12 protein-coding genes are annotated in these 16,857 nt (G+C 70.0%); 6 read left to right on the forward strand and 6 right to left on the reverse strand.

What is annotated here, in order from left to right; genetic code table 11:
- Positions 1-22: 22 nt before the first annotated feature.
- Both BJG92_RS07220 and BJG92_RS07225 read left to right on the forward strand, forming a co-directional pair.
- Positions 23-5,065 (forward strand): DEAD/DEAH box helicase, encoded by a 5,043-nt coding sequence (locus BJG92_RS07220; protein ID WP_232083349.1) that lies wholly within the window; start codon positions 23-25, stop codon positions 5,063-5,065.
- A complete protein-coding gene (locus BJG92_RS07225) occupies positions 5,058-5,936 on the forward strand; it encodes a DNA-formamidopyrimidine glycosylase family protein (RefSeq protein ID WP_232083350.1) in 879 nt (292 codons plus the stop codon). Before BJG92_RS07220 ends, BJG92_RS07225 begins: the two co-directional genes overlap by 8 nt.
- A 104-nt stretch (positions 5,937-6,040) precedes the next feature.
- Here the strand turns inward: BJG92_RS07225 and BJG92_RS07230 are convergent, their stop codons facing one another.
- Complete coding sequence (locus tag BJG92_RS07230; RefSeq protein ID WP_232083351.1) at positions 6,041-6,670, reverse strand: YitT family protein; 630 nt, start codon at positions 6,668-6,670, stop codon at positions 6,041-6,043.
- A 61-nt stretch (positions 6,671-6,731) separates the two neighbouring features.
- Between BJG92_RS07230 and BJG92_RS07235 the strand changes: the two genes are divergently transcribed.
- On the forward strand, positions 6,732-8,231 hold the full coding sequence (locus tag BJG92_RS07235) for a PLP-dependent aminotransferase family protein (RefSeq protein ID WP_232083352.1): 1,500 nt from the start codon (positions 6,732-6,734) through the stop codon (positions 8,229-8,231).
- Positions 8,232-8,365: 134 nt separating this feature from the next.
- Here the strand turns inward: BJG92_RS07235 and BJG92_RS07240 are convergent, their stop codons facing one another.
- Both BJG92_RS07240 and BJG92_RS07245 read right to left on the reverse strand, forming a co-directional pair.
- Positions 8,366-9,058 (reverse strand): SRPBCC domain-containing protein, encoded by a 693-nt coding sequence (locus tag BJG92_RS07240; RefSeq protein ID WP_232083353.1) that lies wholly within the window; start codon positions 9,056-9,058, stop codon positions 8,366-8,368.
- Positions 9,051-9,707: a helix-turn-helix domain-containing protein gene (locus BJG92_RS07245; protein WP_232083354.1), complete on the reverse strand. Its 657-nt coding sequence runs from the start codon at positions 9,705-9,707 to the stop codon at positions 9,051-9,053. The genes BJG92_RS07240 and BJG92_RS07245 overlap by 8 nt, the downstream gene beginning before the upstream one ends.
- Positions 9,708-9,914: 207 nt before the next feature.
- On the opposite strand from BJG92_RS07245, the gene BJG92_RS07250 reads away from it, so the two are divergent.
- Positions 9,915-10,874: a pseudouridine synthase gene (locus BJG92_RS07250; RefSeq protein WP_232083360.1), complete on the forward strand. Its 960-nt coding sequence runs from the start codon at positions 9,915-9,917 to the stop codon at positions 10,872-10,874.
- 89 nt (positions 10,875-10,963) lie between these two features.
- Positions 10,964-11,590, forward strand: a complete 627-nt coding sequence (locus BJG92_RS07255) for a DedA family protein (protein ID WP_232083355.1) — start codon at positions 10,964-10,966, stop codon at positions 11,588-11,590.
- A 16-nt stretch (positions 11,591-11,606) separates the two neighbouring features.
- On the opposite strand, the gene BJG92_RS07260 is transcribed toward BJG92_RS07255, so the two are convergent.
- The 3 genes from BJG92_RS07260 to BJG92_RS07270 form a co-directional block, all read right to left on the reverse strand.
- On the reverse strand, positions 11,607-11,912 hold the full coding sequence (locus tag BJG92_RS07260; RefSeq protein ID WP_232083356.1) for a hypothetical protein: 306 nt from the start codon (positions 11,910-11,912) through the stop codon (positions 11,607-11,609).
- Positions 11,913-11,946: 34 nt separating this feature from the next.
- Entirely contained in the window at positions 11,947-14,760 is a 2,814-nt protein-coding gene (gene ppc / locus BJG92_RS07265; protein ID WP_232083357.1) for a phosphoenolpyruvate carboxylase, read from the reverse strand.
- Positions 14,761-14,999: 239 nt separating this feature from the next.
- Positions 15,000-15,680, reverse strand: a complete 681-nt coding sequence (locus tag BJG92_RS07270; protein WP_232083358.1) for an NADPH-dependent F420 reductase — start codon at positions 15,678-15,680, stop codon at positions 15,000-15,002.
- A 278-nt stretch (positions 15,681-15,958) separates the two neighbouring features.
- Here BJG92_RS07270 and BJG92_RS07275 point away from each other — a divergent pair, with 278 nt between their 5' ends.
- The gene (locus BJG92_RS07275; RefSeq protein WP_232083359.1) at positions 15,959-16,591 is read left to right on the forward strand and encodes a TetR/AcrR family transcriptional regulator; all 633 of its coding nucleotides are present in this window, start codon (positions 15,959-15,961) and stop codon (positions 16,589-16,591) included.
- Positions 16,592-16,857 lie beyond the last annotated feature (266 nt).

Here is a 16,857-nt window from a genome sequence, read left to right on the forward strand (position 1 = left end):
AGATGTGTATAAGAGACAGGCCATGGACCGGTTCAGCCGGCCGACCCGGGATTGGTTCCTGGGTGCTTTTGCGGCGCCCACCCCCGCCCAGAACGGCGCCTGGAACGCCATCTCCTCCGGTGCGCACGCCCTCGTCGTCGCCCCCACCGGCTCCGGAAAGACGCTCGCGGCCTTCCTCTGGGCGCTGGACCGGCTGCTGGTCTCCGCGCCCGCCGAGCCCGAGGGACTGCCCGGCCTCGACGCCGTGACGGGCACGCGGCGGAAGGCGCCCAAGCGGAAAACCCGTGTGCTCTACATTTCCCCGCTCAAGGCGCTCGGCGTCGACGTCGAACGCAACCTCCGCGCCCCGCTGATCGGGATCACCCAGACCGCGAAACGCCTCGGCCTGCCCGCGCCGCTGATCACCGTCGGCGTCCGCTCCGGTGACACTCCGGCGTCGGACCGCCGAGCGCTCCTGAGCCACCCGCCGGACATCCTCATCACCACGCCCGAATCGCTGTTCCTCATGCTGACCTCCAAGGCGCGGGAGACGCTCAGCGAAGTGGACACCATCATCGTTGACGAGGTCCACGCCGTCGCAGGAACCAAACGCGGCGCGCACCTGGCCGTGTCGCTTGAACGGCTCGATGCGCTGCTGCCCAAACCCGCGCAGCGGATCGGTCTCTCCGCCACGGTCGAGCCCAAGGAGCTCGTGGCCCAGTTCCTGGCCGGCGCGGCGCCGGTGGAGATCGTGGCCCCGCCGTCGAAGAAGAACTGGGACCTGACGGTCTCCGTGCCCGTAGAGGACATGTCGGACCTGCAGGGCGCGGCCGGGGCCTTCGATTCCGGCCCGGCCTCCGGACTCCAGCCGCAGGCGTCCATCTGGCCGCATGTGGAGGAAAAGATCGTGGACCTGGTGCTGGCCAACCAGTCCACCATCGTGTTCGCGAATTCCCGCCGGCTCGCCGAGCGGCTCACCGCCCGGCTCAACGAGATCTATGCGGAGCGGCAGCTCATGGCCGCCGACGGCTGGCGCGAGTTGGGCGCCGGGGCGGCGGCCGACTTCGAATCCGTGCCGGCTGCAGTGCCGGCCGAAGCGCCCTCCGGCGGTGCAGCCTCGCAGTCGAAGGCCCTGCCGACGTCGACCGCGACGCCGGCGCACATGATGGCGCAGGCCGGCAGCACTGCCGGCGCGGACCCGGTGCTGGCCCGGGCACACCACGGCTCGGTGTCCAAGGACCAGCGGGCGCTGATCGAGGACGATCTGAAATCCGGCCGGCTGCGCTGCGTGGTGGCCACGTCCTCGCTCGAGCTCGGCATTGACATGGGTGCCGTGGATCTGGTGGTGCAGGTGGAATCCCCGCCGTCGGTGGCCAGCGGACTGCAGCGCGTGGGCCGCGCCGGGCACCAGGTCGGCGAAATCTCCAAGGGCGTCCTGTTCCCGAAACACCGGGCGGACCTGGTGCACACCACCATCACGGTGGAACGGATGCTCGCCGGCAAGATCGAGCGGCTCTACGTCCCCGCGAATCCACTGGACATCCTGGCCCAGCAGACCGTCGCCGCCACCGCCCTGGGCTCCATCGATGTGGAGGAATGGTTCTCCACCGTGCGGCGGTCCGCGCCGTTCGCCTCGCTCCCCCGCTCCGCCTTCGAGGCCACGCTCGACCTGCTTGCCGGCCGCTACCCCTCCGACGAATTCGCGGAGCTGCGGCCCCGCATCATCTGGGACCGCAACGCCGGCACCATCGAAGGCCGCCCGGGTGCGCAACGGCTGGCCGTCACCTCCGGCGGCACCATCCCGGACCGCGGGCTCTTCGGCGTCTACATCATCGGCACCGAAACGGAGGGCTCAGCTTCCCCCGGCGCTGCCGGCTCCGCCAGCGGCGACGGCAGGGCCGCCAGCCCGGCGGCCGCCGCGGCGAAGGGCGGCCGCCGCGTCGGCGAACTCGACGAGGAAATGGTCTACGAATCCCGCGTGGGCGACGTCTTTGCCCTCGGCGCGACCAGCTGGAAGATCGAGGACATCACCCACGACCGGGTCCTGGTCTCCCCCGCCTTCGGCCAGCCCGGAAAGCTCCCGTTCTGGAAGGGCGATTCCCTCGGCCGCCCGGTGGATCTGGGCCGCGCCCTCGGCGCGTTCGTCCGTGAGCTGTCCGCGTCCGACGTCGGGCCCGCCACGGAACGCTGCAAGGCGAGCGGCCTGGACGACTTCGCCGCGAACAACCTGATCCAGTACCTCGCCGAGCAGAAGCTGGCCACCGAGGTGGTCCCCAGCGACACCACCCTCGTGGTGGAGCGCTTCCACGACGAACTCGGCGACTGGCGGGTGGTGCTGCACAGCCCGTTCGGCATGCCCGTGCACGCGCCCTGGGCCCTCGCCGTCGGGCAGCGGCTGCACCAGCGGTACGGCATGGACGGTTCCGCTATGGCCGCCGACGACGGCATCGTGCTGCGCGTGCCCATGATGGAGGACGAGCCTCCCGGAGCCGAGCTATTCATGTTCGACCCGGAGGAACTCGAACAGATCGTGACGGCGGAGGTCGGCGGCAGCGCCCTCTTCGCGTCACGTTTCCGCGAGTGCGCCGCCCGCGCCCTGCTCCTTCCCCGGCAGACCCCTGGTAAGCGGCAGCCCCTGTGGCAGCAGCGGCAGCGCTCCGCCCAGCTGCTGGATGTCGCGCGGAAGTACCCGACGTTCCCGATCGTCCTCGAGACCGTCCGGGAATGCCTGCAGGACGTCTACGACCTCCCGGCCCTGAAGGACATCGCCGCCTCCATCGAGCGGCGCGAACTGCGGATCGTGCAGACCACCACCCAGCAGCCCTCCCCCTTCGCCAAGTCCCTGCTGTTCGGCTACGTCGCGCAGTTCCTCTACGAGGGCGATTCGCCACTGGCCGAGCGCCGGGCCGCTGCCCTGGCGCTGGATTCGACCCTGCTCAACGAGCTCCTGGGCCGGGTGGAACTGCGCGAACTGCTCGACGCCAAAGTCATCGACGCCACCGAACAGGAGCTGCAGCGGCTCGCCCCGGACCGGAAGGTGCGCGGCCTGGAAGGGGTCGCGGACCTGCTCCGCCTGCTCGGTCCGCTGACCCCGGCGGAAGTCGCCGCCCGCCTCGAACCGGCGGTGGAGCCGTCCGCGCCCGGACCGGCGGCGGAGCCGTCCGCGCCCGGTGATTCCACCGCTGCCGTGCCCGTGGTTGGCCTGGTCGAAACTCCGGTCGCCGCAGCCCACCTCGCGGCCCTCCAGCGGGCCAACCGCGCGATCAAGGTGAACATCGGCGGCGTCGAACGCTATGCGGCGGTGGAGGACGCCGCCCGCCTGCGCGATGCCCTCGGCGTACCCCTGCCAATGGGTGTCCCGCTGGCCTTCATCGAGCCGGTCGCGGACCCGCTGGGCGATCTCGTCTCGCGCTACTCCCGCACGCACGGGCCCTTCACCTCCGCCGAAGCCGCAGCCCGGCTGGGACTCGGCGTCGCCGTCGTCGGCACGGCCCTCAAGCGGCTGGCCGCGGACGGCCGTGTGGTGGAAGGCGAGTTCCGCCCGCACGCTTCGCCCCCAGGCCCGACTCCGGATGCGTCAGCCGCCGGGACTTTCGACGCCGACGCACGTCACGCCGCGCCGGTGGCCCCTTTGCTGGCCGGGGTCAGCGAGTGGTGCGACGCCGAGGTCCTGCGCAGGCTCCGCCGCCGCTCGCTCGCCGCGCTGCGTGCCGAGGTGGAGCCAGTCGATGCCACCGCTTATGGCCGGTTCCTGCCCGCCTGGCAGAACGTCAGGACCCCCGGAAAGCGTAGCCAGTCCGCGCTGCGGGGACTGGACGGCATCATCACCGCCGTCGACCAGCTCTCCGGCGTGCCGATTCCGGCCTCGGCGTGGGAACCCCTGGTCCTGTCCAGCCGGGTGGCCGACTACCAGCCGGCCATGCTCGATGAGCTGATGGCCGCCGGCGAGGTCCTGTGGTCCGGCGCCGGTTCGCTGCCCGGCAATGACGGCTGGGTGAGCCTGCACCTGGCGGATTCCGCCGAGCTGACCCTGAACCCTGCGGTTTACTTCGAGCCCGGCGACGCGCAGCAGCGGCTTCTGGACCACCTGCGCAACAACGGCGGCGGTTACTTCTTCCGCCAGCTGACAGAGATCGCGGGCGGCATGGACGCCGTGCTGAGCGACCAGGACGTCGTCTCCGCGCTGTGGGACCTGGCCTGGGCCGGACTCATCACCGGCGACACGTTCGCTCCCGTCCGCGCCCTGATCGCGGGCGGCCACACGGCCCACCGGCAGGTCGCACGCGCCCCGCGGGCCAGGGCGCCGCGCATGAGCCGGCTGGGACGCGCCCACGGGACGGGCCTGCTGGGTTCACCCGGGCTGACCGGCGGCCGCTACGGATCCGCCACCGGCACCGCACCCACTCCCCCGCTGGCCGCAGGCCGCTGGTCCGCACTGCCGGCCCCCGAGCTGGACCCCACCATCCATGCCAGGGCCACCGCGGAACTCCTGCTGGACCGGTACGGGGTGGTCACCCGCGGCTCGGTCATGGCTGAGAACATCCTGGGCGGGTTCGGCCTGATGTACAAGGTGCTGGCCCGGCTTGAAGAAGCGGGCCGGTGCCGCCGCGGCTACTTCATCGAGCACCTCGGCGCGGCCCAGTTTGCAGTGCCGGCCACGGTAGACCGGTTGCGCTCGTACGCGGAGGACACCCAGCTCCACAAAGCCGAACCGGCAGCGCTGGCCCTCGCCGCCACGGACCCGGCCAATCCCTACGGTGCGGCCCTTCCCTGGCCGGCCCTCAACGTCGAAGCCGGCACGGGCCACCGGCCCGGGCGGAAGGCCGGCGCCCTGGTGGTGCTGGTCGACGGCGCCCTGGTGCTCTATGTGGAACGCGGCGGAAAAACCCTGCTCGCGTTCAGCGACGACACCGAGGTCCTGGCCGCCGCGGGCGCCGCTCTGGTGGGCGTGGTCACCCGCGGTGCGGTGGACAAACTGATCATGGAAAAAGTCAACGGCCACGGCATCCTGGACACGCCGGTCGCTGCCGCGCTGGCCCATGCGGGCGCCTACTCCACCCCGAAGGGGCTGAGAATCCGTGCCTGAGGGCGACTCCGTGTTCCGCGCGGCCGCGCAGCTGCACGCGGCGCTGGCCGGCCGCCAGCTCATCTCGACCGACTTCAGGGTTCCCCGTTTCGCCACGCTCAAGCTCGGCGGCTGGACCGTGGAGGAAGTGGTCCCGCGGGGCAAACACCTCCTCATGCGGCTGCAGGGGCCGGCACAGCCCGGCAGGACCGGCCCTGCGGAACCGGACCGCCTGACCATCCACTCGCACCTGAAGATGGAAGGAACCTGGCAGGTGTACCCGCCCGGGGGGCGCTGGCGAAAGCCTGGTTTCACCGCCCGGTGTGTGCTGCGCACGGCCTCGGCGGACGCCGTCGGGTTCTCCCTGGGCATTCTTGAGGTGGTCCGCACCTCCGACGAAGAATCCGTTGTGGGGCACCTTGGTCCGGATCTGCTCGGTCCGGACTGGGACCTGGCCGAGGCGGAGCGGCGGATCCGCACCGCGCCGGACGTGCCGATTGGCGTCGCCCTGTTGGACCAGCGGAACTTGGCGGGGATCGGCAACATCTACCGCTGCGAGGCGTGCTTCCTCGCCGGCGTGCACCCCGGCCTGCCCGTTTCAGCCGTCCTTGACCTGGCCGCCATCCTTACCGACGCCAAGACGCTGCTCGAGGCCAACCTGGGCGCGGGCCGCCGGACCACCGTCCTGAATCCGCGCGGCAGGCCGGTGGGCCGGACGTCGGGACTGCCCGGCTACTGGGTCTACCGGCGGGACCACCAGCCGTGCCTGAAGTGCGGGACGCCGGTGCGCCGCGGGGTTCTGGCCAGGGACACCGGTGCGGAGGAGCGGGACATCTACTACTGTCCGATGTGCCAGCCGATGCCGGGCACCAACCCGAGCCTGGCATCGTGACGCTCGTGACGCGGCAACACGCCTGCGACGCGCCAATTACCTGAGGCCACCCGAATTCCGGTGTCGAGCAGCGATCTGCGCGTCGCGAAGGAATTCCCGCGTCATCAGCGTGCGGCGGCGGGATCGGCCGCCACCACCGCAGGCTTGGGCTCCTTCGCTTCCGGCACCGTGAACCGCGGCAGCAGGAGCTGGACCAGCGGTCCGATCGCCAGGGCGTACAGCACGGTGCCGACGCCGACGGAGCCGCCGAGCAGCCAGCCAGCGGCCAGCACGACGACCTCGATGCCGGTCCGGGAGGTCCGCACCGACCAGCCGGCGCGCCGTGCAAGTCCTGTCATGAGCCCGTCGCGTGGCCCGGGCCCCAACCGGGCGCCGATGTAGCAGGCCGTCGCGACGCCGTTGAGCAGGATGGCTCCGGCAAGCATCCCGATCTGGCCGCCGAGGTGCGCGAACTCCGGTATCAGCGCCAGCCCGACGTCGGCGAAGACGCCCACGAGCACGGCATTGCAGAGCGTCCCGATTCCGGGCCGCTGCCGGAGCGGGATCCACAGGAGCAGCACCAGGAAGCTGACGATTACCACAACCGTGCCGATGCTGAGCCCGGTCTTGACCGCGAGGCCCTGGTGGAACACGTCCCAGGGGTCCAGGCCCAGCCCCGCGCGGATGAACATCGCCAGGGAGAGGCCGTACATGGCGAGGCCGATAAGGAGCTGAAGGAGCCTGCGGGTCATCATGCAAACCATCCTGCCGCACAACTGGCCTTGTAATCCATAGCCAGTTTGAGATACTGGCTCTATGCCAGGCTCCGTGACCCCAAGCTCCCTCGCCCGTCTGCTTGGCGATTGGAATCTCGGCGCCGGCCCCGCCTACCGCGAGCTGGCCGACGTCGTCCGCCTGCTGGTCCTCGACGGCCGCATCCCGCTCGATATGGCGCTTCCCAGTGAACGGGCCCTCGCGGCGGCGCTCGGACTCAGCCGCACTACCGTGACCGCCGCTTATGCCCGGCTGCGCGAGCAGGGCTTCCTGAGCACCGGCCAGGGCAGCCGGGCCCGGACCTGCATCCCGCACCAGGGATCGCGGGGCAGCCACCCGGACGGGGCCTCGAACCTCAGCGGTGCCCCCGGCCTGGCCGTTCCGGCCGGGATCCTCGACCTCGCGTACGCCTCGCTGCCCGCCAGCGGGGAGGTGGTGCACCGGGCCTTCGCCGCAGCCCTCACGGAGCTGCCGGCGCTGCTGCCCGGTTTCGGCTACGACGCCCTCGGCGTGGGACCGCTCCGCGAAGCGATCGCCGCCCGGTATACCGCGTCCGGCGTGCCGACCACTGCGCACCAGATCCTGGTTACCTCGGGCGCCCAGCACGCCCTGAACATCATCCTGCGCACGCTCGCGGGCCGGTCGGACAAGGTCCTGGTGGAGCACCCCAGCTACCCGAATGCCCTCGATGCCATCCGCGCCGCGGGCTGCCGGCCGGTTCCGGTGGCCATGCCGGCGGCCAGCCCGGACAGGCAGCCGGGTTTCGGGCCGGGGTGGGACCTGGCGGGGATCGAGGCCGCACTGCGGCAGCAACGGCCCGCCATGGCGTACGTCGTCCCGGACTTCCACAACCCGACCGGACGGCTCATGTCCGATCCCCAGCGGCGCGCTCTTGTCCGGGCTGCGGCCGCGTCCGGGACCGTGCTGGTAGTGGACGAGACGCTGCGGGAGCTGAACCTCGACGGCGCCGCCGCCACGCCGGTGGCAGCGTTCAGTCCCGCCGTCGTCTCCATCGGCTCGCTGAGCAAATCGCACTGGGCCGGGCTGCGCACCGGCTGGATCCGCGCGGGCGAACCGCTCATCCAGCGCTTCGCCGCGGCCCGGTCCACCATGGACCTCGGCGGCCCGGTGGTGGAACAGCTCGCCGCGGCCCACCTGGTCAGCGCCCTCTCCGAGCCGCTCCCGGCCCGGCTCGCCGCCCTCCGCGAGAACCGGGACATCCTGCTGGCCCTCATCGCGGACCATTTGCCGACGTGGCAGAGTGAACGGCCCGCCGGCGGCCTGTCTGTCTGGTGCCGGCTGCCGGCCCCCATCAGCACCGCCCTGGCCGTGATCGCCCCGGACTTCGGCATCCGTCTCGCGGCCGGTCCACGGTTCGGCCTGGGCGGAGCCTTCGAGCACTACGTCCGGGTACCGTTCACCCTGCCTCCCGAACAGCTCGAAACCGCGGTGCGGGCCCTGCGTTCGGCACAGGACCGGCTGTCGGCCGCTCCGCAGCTGCGGCGCAACCTTTCGGCCGCGCCGGCCGCGGCCATCGCCTGAGCGTGCACACGTCCCAACGACGCGTGTTTTTCCCTGCGCTGCGCAAACGCCCTGGCGACGCCCGAATCCGGGTGTCGACAGGGCTGGTCCGCGTCGCCGGGCAGGTTGCGAGTCGCGAGTCGCGAGTCGCGAGGCTACGCGTAGACCTTCTCGAGGAACCCGCTCCAGGCCTTTGCCGTGGTTTCGGAGTTCCCGTGGCCGCTGAAATCGTGGACGGTCATGCCCACCGGGGCACCGAAGGCATTGCGGCCGAAGAAGCGGTACAGGGCGTCCGGGGACCGCAGGCCCAGGAAGTTCTCGTTGGCGAAGTCCACCTCGCCGGAGAGCCGCCCCACGCCGTCGAGCTCCAGCTCCACGGTGCTCCCCGGTGCCGCACCCTCCACGCCCAGCGCCTTCTTGAGCCGGGCAAAGCCGTCGGGGGTCTTCGAGGCCGCCGGCGCCTGGACGTCCGTGAAGACCACAGGCGTGCCGTCGAAGTACTTCAGATACTGGCCCAGGGTGTGCAGGTAGAACTCGGTGTGCTTGCTGGCGCCGTCGTACTGCTCGTCCCAGTTGTCCGCGAAAATGCCGCTGTGCACGTAGTGCAGGCTGGTTCGGCCGCCGTCGAGCGGTGCCAGCACGTGCTCCAGCTGGTTGAACCAGCCGTCCGGGCCGTCCATCCGGGAGACCAGGCGGGTGGGGTATTCGTTCACCGTTTTGACGTCCGGCCACTGGTCCGTGGGGAACATCCAGGCCGGGGTGTCCTGCGTGACCGCGTTCCAGACCCGCTCCGGGGTGCCCGGGAGTTCGGTGTCGTAGACGATCTCGAAGTTCCGTTTGTCAGTCATTGTCCTGCTCCTTTGCTGATGGGGTTGTCGGTGAGGTCTTGAGTGCCGGTCCTTTGAGGGCGGGGTGGAGTGCAACGACGAGGCGGTGCCTGCGCCCGCCGCCCGCCGGGTTGTCCGCCGTGGCGGTGGCGCCGCCGTCGTACTTGTCCACGAGCCGGGCGACGGCGGTGCCGAGCTCAGCGGCAAAAGCGGCCCGGTCCGCGGCCGTGCGGAAGGTGACTTCTCCATCGATGGCGAAGGTGGCGAGCTTCTGCTTGGCCGCGGCGGCCCCGGCAATGAGCTGGCCCATCTCCTGGACCATGCGGCCGGCGAGCGCGAGGAGCCAGAAGGCGGAGAATTTGTCCGTGAACCGGTGCGGATCAGGGGCCACGGACGCGAGGGCCGCCGGGGAAATCAGGTAGGAGGCCGCCGTCGCCCGAAGGATGCGCTCGGTGACGTTGCCCTTGCGCCGCTCCTCGACCAGTTCGACGAGCCCGTGCCGTTCCAGCGCCTTCAGGTGGTAGTTCACCTTCTGCCGGGGCAGCCCCACCTTGGCGGCGAGCTGGGTGGCCGATCCGGGTTCGGCCAGCTCCAGCAGGATCCGGGTCCGAATGGGGTCCAGCGAGGCCTCCGCCGCGGCCGGGTCCTCGATCACTTCGATATCCAACATGTTCCCAGCTTGCCGACCGACAGTTTTATTTGTCAAGAACTTTTCTACCGTCGGTTGGTGCCGGGTGCGCCGAGGTCGCCGGAAGCGTGCCTGCTCGCCGGAGGTTTACGGCGAGCCCGCACGCTTCCGGCGAGTTGAAGGCCACGTCCGCCCGCAAGCTAGCCCGCAAGCTAGCCCGCAAGCCCCGGCAAGTAGAATGGACCGGTGATGCAATCCCCCCTCCCCGTGCGCGACGGCGTCAACGCGACACGCCTCCGACTCCCGGACGAAGGACCCTGGGACACCGCGATGGACTACATGATGCACCGCTGGGGCCACATCGATCCGCAAGGCATCGAGGACCGGTTCGACTCCGGCGAGATCGTGGGCGAGGCCGGCATCGCCCTGAACCGCACTACGCCGCTGCGCAAGCACACCTTCATCTGGTACTACCGCACCCTGCCGCCGGAAACCCGGATCCCCGTGGAGCTGAACATCCTGCACCAGGACGATCACCTCCTGGTCGTGGACAAGCCGCACTTCCTGCCCACCACCCCCGGCGGGACCTACATCCAGGAGTCCGCGCTGGTCCGGCTCCGGAACCAGCTCAAGCTGCCGGACCTGATCCCGATGCACCGACTGGACAGGATGACGGCCGGTATCCTGCTGCTCTCCACCAACCCCGAAACCCGGGGCAAGTACCAGGTGCTCTTCGAAAAGCGCCAGGTCCGGAAGGAGTACGAGTGCGTGGCCGCGGCCCACCCGGCCCCCGGGCACCCCGCCGTCGACTTCCCCGTGGTGGTGCGGAACCGGATGACCAAGTCCCGAAGCTACCTGCTCGCCGAGGTCATCGCGGGCGAGCCCAACGCCGAGACCAGGATCGAGCGGCTCCGGACGTTCGACGCCGGGCCCGCCGACGCGGCCGATGCGGCCGACGGCGGACTCCCGCACCGGGCGCTGTACCGGCTCGAGCCCCACTCGGGGAAGACCCACCAGCTCCGCGTGCACATGGCCTCGCTCGGCCTGGGGATCGTCAATGACGCGTTTTATCCGGAGCTGCTGGACAAGGCCCCTGATGACTATTCCCGGCCGCTCCAGCTGCTGGCCCGCGGCATCCGTTTCAGCGACCCCATCACCGGCACCGACGTCGAGTACCGCAGCGGCCTGGAGCTCAGCGAAGTCCGCTAGTCCAACAGGCCGGGGAGCATCCCGCCGCCGGGACGGCCGCGGCCACGTCGCGGGCCGGGGAATCGAAGGAAATGCGGTACCTTGTGCCCATGGACTTGGGAAATGCGGACAGCTGGGGTACCGCGCTCTATTTCTGGATCATCCCTTTCGTCATGGGCGACGCCATCTTCCCGCCGGTCCCGTCCGAGATGCTGGTCATCACGGGCGGCGCCTTGTCGGTCGACGGACGCGTCAACCCCTTCTTCATCGTGATCCTGGCCGCGTTTGCCTCCTGGCTCGGCGACATCCTGGTGTTCCAGCTCTTCAAACGGCGGCTGAGCCACGTGTTGGACCGCTGGAAGTGGGGCCTGCGGTTTCACGCGGCAGTGCACTCGGCGATCGCGAAGGCAGGCCGGTCCTCCACCTACGGTGCGATCATCGGTCTCCGCTTCATCCCCGGCGGCCGGCTGGCGACGACGGCCGCGGCTGGCATCGCCAACGTCTCGACGCGTGGATTCAGCCTCTGCGCGGCCCTTGGTGGCCTGCTCTGGGCAAGCTGGTCGGTCGGTCTCGGCTATCTCACGGGCGCGGCCACCGGGCTGCCGTTCTGGGCCAGCTCACTGATCGGCGTCGGCGTCGGCGTGGTGATCGGCGCCGTCGTGGGCGTGATCGTGACGCGGCGCAGGGGAAGCCGCTCCCCCGTCGTGGACGGGCCCGAGGAAGAACTGGACTTCTGAGGCCGGCGGTCCGCGCCTAGACCGGCGCCCAGCGGCCGCGGTTCCGGCGGAGGACCGTGAGGTTTCCGGTTACCGCAACGCGCTCGACGGCGTCGCGCATCATCGCTGCCGACGCCCGCGCCTGGCTGTTCTCGCCGCTGTAGGAGGTGGGCTCGACCAGGAAGCGCAGGTTCAGCTGCGGCACCCCGCCGGCGAGCTCCAGCTGGTTTGCCTCGACGTGGTGCCGCGTCTGAAGCGCCTCCACGGCCGCAGCCATTACGGCCTCCGGCGGGTTGCCCGGCTTGAGTCCGGTGATCTTCAGTCTGGTCTGGAACGACGGCATCGAACAACACTATCCGCGCCGGGCAGCCGGCCGGTTACCCGGTGTTGCGGAGGCCCGCGGCGACACCGTTGACCGTGATGAGCATGGCGCGCTGCAGCCGCTCGTCGATCTCGGCACCGGACGGGCCGCCCGCTGCTTCGGCCCGGACGCGGCGCAGCAGCTCCACCTGCAGGTAGCTGATCGGATCGAGGTACTGGTCCCGGATTTCCAGTGAGCGCTTGAGCGTCGGCTGGGCATCGAGGAGCAGCGCCTCGCCTGTGAGGCGTTGGACTTCGGTGACCGTGAGCTCGTATTCGGCCCGGATGGCACGGAAGAGGTGGTGCAGCTCCTCAGGAACGAGGGTGGAGACGTAGTAGCCGGCAATGTCCAAGTCCGTTTTGGCGAGGGTCATTTCCACGTTGGAGAGCACCGAGCGGAAGAAGTGCCAGCCCTCCATCATTTCCACCAGGCGGGCCGAATGCCCGGCCTCCCGGGCCGCCTTCAGGCCGGAACCCACACCGAACCAGCCCGGAACGATCTGCCGCGACTGGGTCCAGCCGAACACCCACGGGATGGCCCGCAGGCCTTCGAGCCCGGCGCCGGAATCGGGCCGCTTGGACGGGCGCGAGCCGATGTTCAGCGAGCCCAGCTGCTCTACCGGGGTGGAAGCCATGAAGTAGGCGGGCAGGTCGGGATCATCGATCAGGGTGCGGTAGCGGGCGAAGGCGGCATCGGAGATCGTCTCCATGACGTGCCCGTAGCGCTCCCGCTGGTCCTCCGAGGTGCGCGGTGTGCGGTGCAGAGCCGAGCCCTGCATGACCGCGGCGAGCGAAAGTTCAAGGTTTTCCCGTGCCAGCTCGGGCAGCGAGTACTTATCCGAGATGACCTCGCCCTGCTCGGTAAACTTGATTTCGCCTTCCAGCACGCCGTTGGGCTGGGCCATGATGGCGTCATAGGTCGGCCCGCCGCCGCGGCCCACGGAGCCGCCGCGGCCGTGGAACAGGCGGACGCGGACGCCGTGTTTCGCCGCGACGTCGCGCATTTTGCGCTGGGTCTTGTGGATCTCCCACTGGCTCGTCATGACCCCGGATTCCTTGTTGGAGTCCGAGTAGCCGAGCATGACTTCCTGCACGTCACCGCGCAGCCGCACCAGCTCGCGGTAGGAGGCATCGGAAAGCAGCCGGTCCACGATCGCCGCCGAGCCGCGAAGTTCCTCCACGGTCTCCAGCAGCGGAGCGAAGCCGATCCTGGCGTAGGGCGCCGCGCCGAAGAGGCTCACCAGTCCGGCCTCGCGGGCCAGTACGGCAGCGGCGAGGACATCGTCCGCACCGCGGGTCATGGAGATGATGTAGGTCTCGATCACGTCGGGGCCGTAGGTGCGCAGGGCCCGCCGGATCTCGCGGAAGACGTCGTACGTTCCGTTCGCGACGCCGTCGAGCTTAATCGGGTGGCCGGAGAGCGGTCGGCGGGAGGCAAGCTCGGACCCCAGCACCTCCAGGCGCTCGGCGCGGCTCAGCTCCGCGTACCGGACGCCGGGGCCGCCCAACCGGTCCATCAGCTGCCCGACGGCGTCGTGGTGCTGGTCGGCGTGCTCGCGGATGTCGAGGGTGGCCAGGTGCAGGCCGAACGAGGCGATGGCGCGGCGGACCCGGGCCAGGGCGCCGTCGGCGGCGAGCCCGGCGTGGTGGTTCCGCAGGGACCGTTCCAGCAGTCCCAGCTCGGCGAGGAGCTCCGCGGTGGCGGTGTAGTCGCGGCCGGGCTCATGCGCGGATCCGGCGGCAACCCGCCGGCCCGTGTTGAGCAGCTTGGCCTTGATGCAGGTCAGTTTGAGCCGGTACGGCTCCTGCGCGTTCAGCTCGAGGACCCTGCGGTCCAGGCCCGGCAGGTTGTTCAGGTCGACGTCGATCGAGTCCAGCAGCTCCGGATCCGCCCCGGCAAGGGCCGTCGAATTGGAGAGGATGGAGATGAGCCCGTCGATCAGGGTGATGCTGATCCGAACGGCGTGCTGGTTCTGGATCTGCAGGATCTCGCGGGTGACCGCCGCGGTGACGTTGGGGTTGCCGTCCCGGTCCCCGCCGATCCAGGAACCGAAGCGGATGGGCGCCTTCTCCGCGGGGAGGGTGACGCCGTGCCCGGCGAGGAGTTCGGAGAGATCCGTGAGCATTTCCGGCATGGCGTCGGTGAGGATGCCGGTGAGGTAGTAGATCGCGTTCCGGGCCTCGTCCACCGGGGTGGGCCGGACCTGGCGGAGCTCGTCCGTCTGCCACATCTGGTCGATCACTTCTGCGAGCTGGCGGTCCTGGCGGCGGCGCGCGGAGGTCCCCTCGGGGGTGGATTCGGCAAGGATGTCCGAGAGCCTGCGCACCTTGTCCAGCACGGATCGGCGGGAGGCTTCGGTGGGGTGGGCGGTGAAGATCGGCCGGACGTCGAGTTCGTTCACGACCTCCTGCAGCACGGACGCGCCGGCCTGGCCCGCGATCTCGTCCACTGCTTTGGCCAGCCAGCCGTCCTTCTCCTGGCGGGTGCGCAGCCCGCGGACGCGGTGGACCTGCTCGGCGGCGTTGGCGAGGTGGAAGTAGAAGGCGAACGCGCGGACCAGATCGGTGGCCTGCTCCAGGGGCAGGGAGCCGAGGAGTTCGCGGACCTGCGCGACGACGTCGTACGAGCTCCACGGCCCGGTGGCATCGGCGCCTCCCCGGGCGGCCTCCTTGGATTCCTTCGTCAGCAGGCGCACCTGCTCCACGAGGTCCAGGAGCTCGGTGCCGTGCTGGCGGACCAGGGACTCGCCGAGGAGGGTGGAGACCCGGCGGACATCGGCCCGGAGCTCGGAGGCGAGATCTGTGCCGGTATTCATTGCAGTGTCAGCCATGTCAACAGTCTTTCGAGGGGTCGGCGAGGCTCGTACACTGCGCTGGATACTGTGAGCCGGGTTACGTGTTCCTATGGGATGTTACCCGCAGCGTCGGCAGCTTGGGAATCCGTCTCAGCTAGTGTCAGGCTCGGCCGGGGGCCGGCCCGGCTCCGGCCCCCTAACGCCAACTGACTCGCAGCAGGGGCCGTTTTGGGCGCTCATAACGGCCCCTGCTGCGAGTCAGTTGGGTGAGGGTGTTAGCGGGCGATCTTGAAGTTGAACTCGCCGGTGCCCAGCGCGCCCCAGAGTCGCAGCCAGATCGGCAGGAGCATCTCGGTGCCGCGGGCCGTCGTGATGTCACCCAGGTCGATGATGTCCCGGTGGCCCAAGTCCGCCAGCAGGCCGGCCACCACCGTCTTGGCGTCCGCGTCGTTGCCGGAGACAAATACCGAGTGGTCGCCGCCGGCCACCCGCGACGGATCCACCATCACACTGGCGTTCATCGTGTTCAGTGTCTTGACCACCCGCGCGGCCGGGAAGGCCCGCTGGATCTGCTCGCCGAGGCTGTCCGTGTTCACCGGGTTCAGCGACGGCGGGAAGCCCTGGGAGAAGTCGAGCGGGTTCGCGATGTCGACGATGACCTTGCCGGCCAGGTTGGCGGCCCCGGCTGAAGTCAGCGCGTCCACGGAGCCGGTGCCGCTGGTGGCGTTGACCACGATGTCACTGCCGGCAGCGGCATCGGCGAAGCTGGTCAGTGAGATTCCGGCGTGCTCGGCATGCCACTGGGCAAACGGAACGCCGCCCATCGGGCCCGCCTCGGTCCGGGCCAGCGTGGCCTGCGGATCGCGGGTTCCGATGACGACGTCGTGGCCCAGCTTTTCGAGGGCCGCTGCAACGGCCGGGCCGACCGCGCCGGTGCCGAATACTGCAATTTTCATGAGGACCTCATTCAGGAAAGGGTTTCTTGGGTTGCACGGGTAGACAAGTCCGTCTACCGCTGGGCGAGACGCTATCAGACAGAACTGTCTACGGCAAGCCTCTTTTCAGCGCCCGTCAACGCCGGACAGATATTGAAATCTGTCAGCTCATTGTTCTATCGGAGGTCCGTGACAACTCCGGTCCTCGGCACGACGCGCCGGCGGGACGACTCGCCCCGGCCGCGGCGGTGCAGCGAGAGACCCGGAGATGGACAGACTTGTCTGTGTACGATGGTGGCATGACGCCGACAGCAGCCACCGCCCCGCGGGCTGCCCGCACCCCTGCCGGGCAGGCCAGGGAGAAGATCCTGTCCACGGCCTTCAGGCTCTTCTATGCCCAGGGGCTGCGCGCGGCAGGCATCGACACGATCATCGCCGAATCCGGGGTCGCGAAGGCCACGTTCTACAAGTATTTTCCGGCCAAGGACGATCTGATCCTCGCCTACCTGGAACTGGTCGACGGCGTCTGGACCGGGCAGCTTCACGCCGCCGCGGAGGCCGCCGGGCCGGACCCGGCCGCGCAGCTGGTGGGCCTGTTCGATGCCCTGACAACCGCCTGCCGGCGGGACGGCTACCGCGGCTGCGCCTTCATCAACGCCGCCGCCGAGTCCGCCTCCGGCACGCGTGTGCACGCACGGACCGTGGCGCATAAACAGCACGTCCTGGCGTGGATCCGGGGGCTGGCCGAACAGGCCGGCGCCCGGGATCCGGACCGGCTCGCACGCAGCCTCACCCTGCTGCTCGACGGCGGACTGGCCAGCGGGGTCCTCGACGCCGACCCCGCAGCCGCCGCAGCCGCCCGCTCCACCGCGGCGGAGCTCGTGGCCGCCAGCCTCAGCCGCCACGCGGCACCCTCACCGCACCGGCCCTGACGGCACCGGCCTTCGACGGCACCGGCCCTCACCGCAACGCCGGGGCAGTGCCGACGCAGCAGCCCAGCCGTGAGGCACTGTTTAACGGCGCCCTGAGCGCCGCCGAACATCCGGGAAATCTCCGGGTTCTTCGGCCTGCCGGTACTTCCGGGCAACTCTTTATTGACATACCTTGAGGTCTTGTTGACAACTTCTGTCAATACCCACTGCCGTCACTCTGGCGGTCAGCCTGCCTCAAGGAGCCCCCGTGAATACCGCCCCGCCTC

Origin of the sequence: Arthrobacter sp. SO5, assembly GCF_020532805.1 — a bacterium.
In the GTDB taxonomy this organism is placed as follows: domain Bacteria; phylum Actinomycetota; class Actinomycetes; order Actinomycetales; family Micrococcaceae; genus Arthrobacter.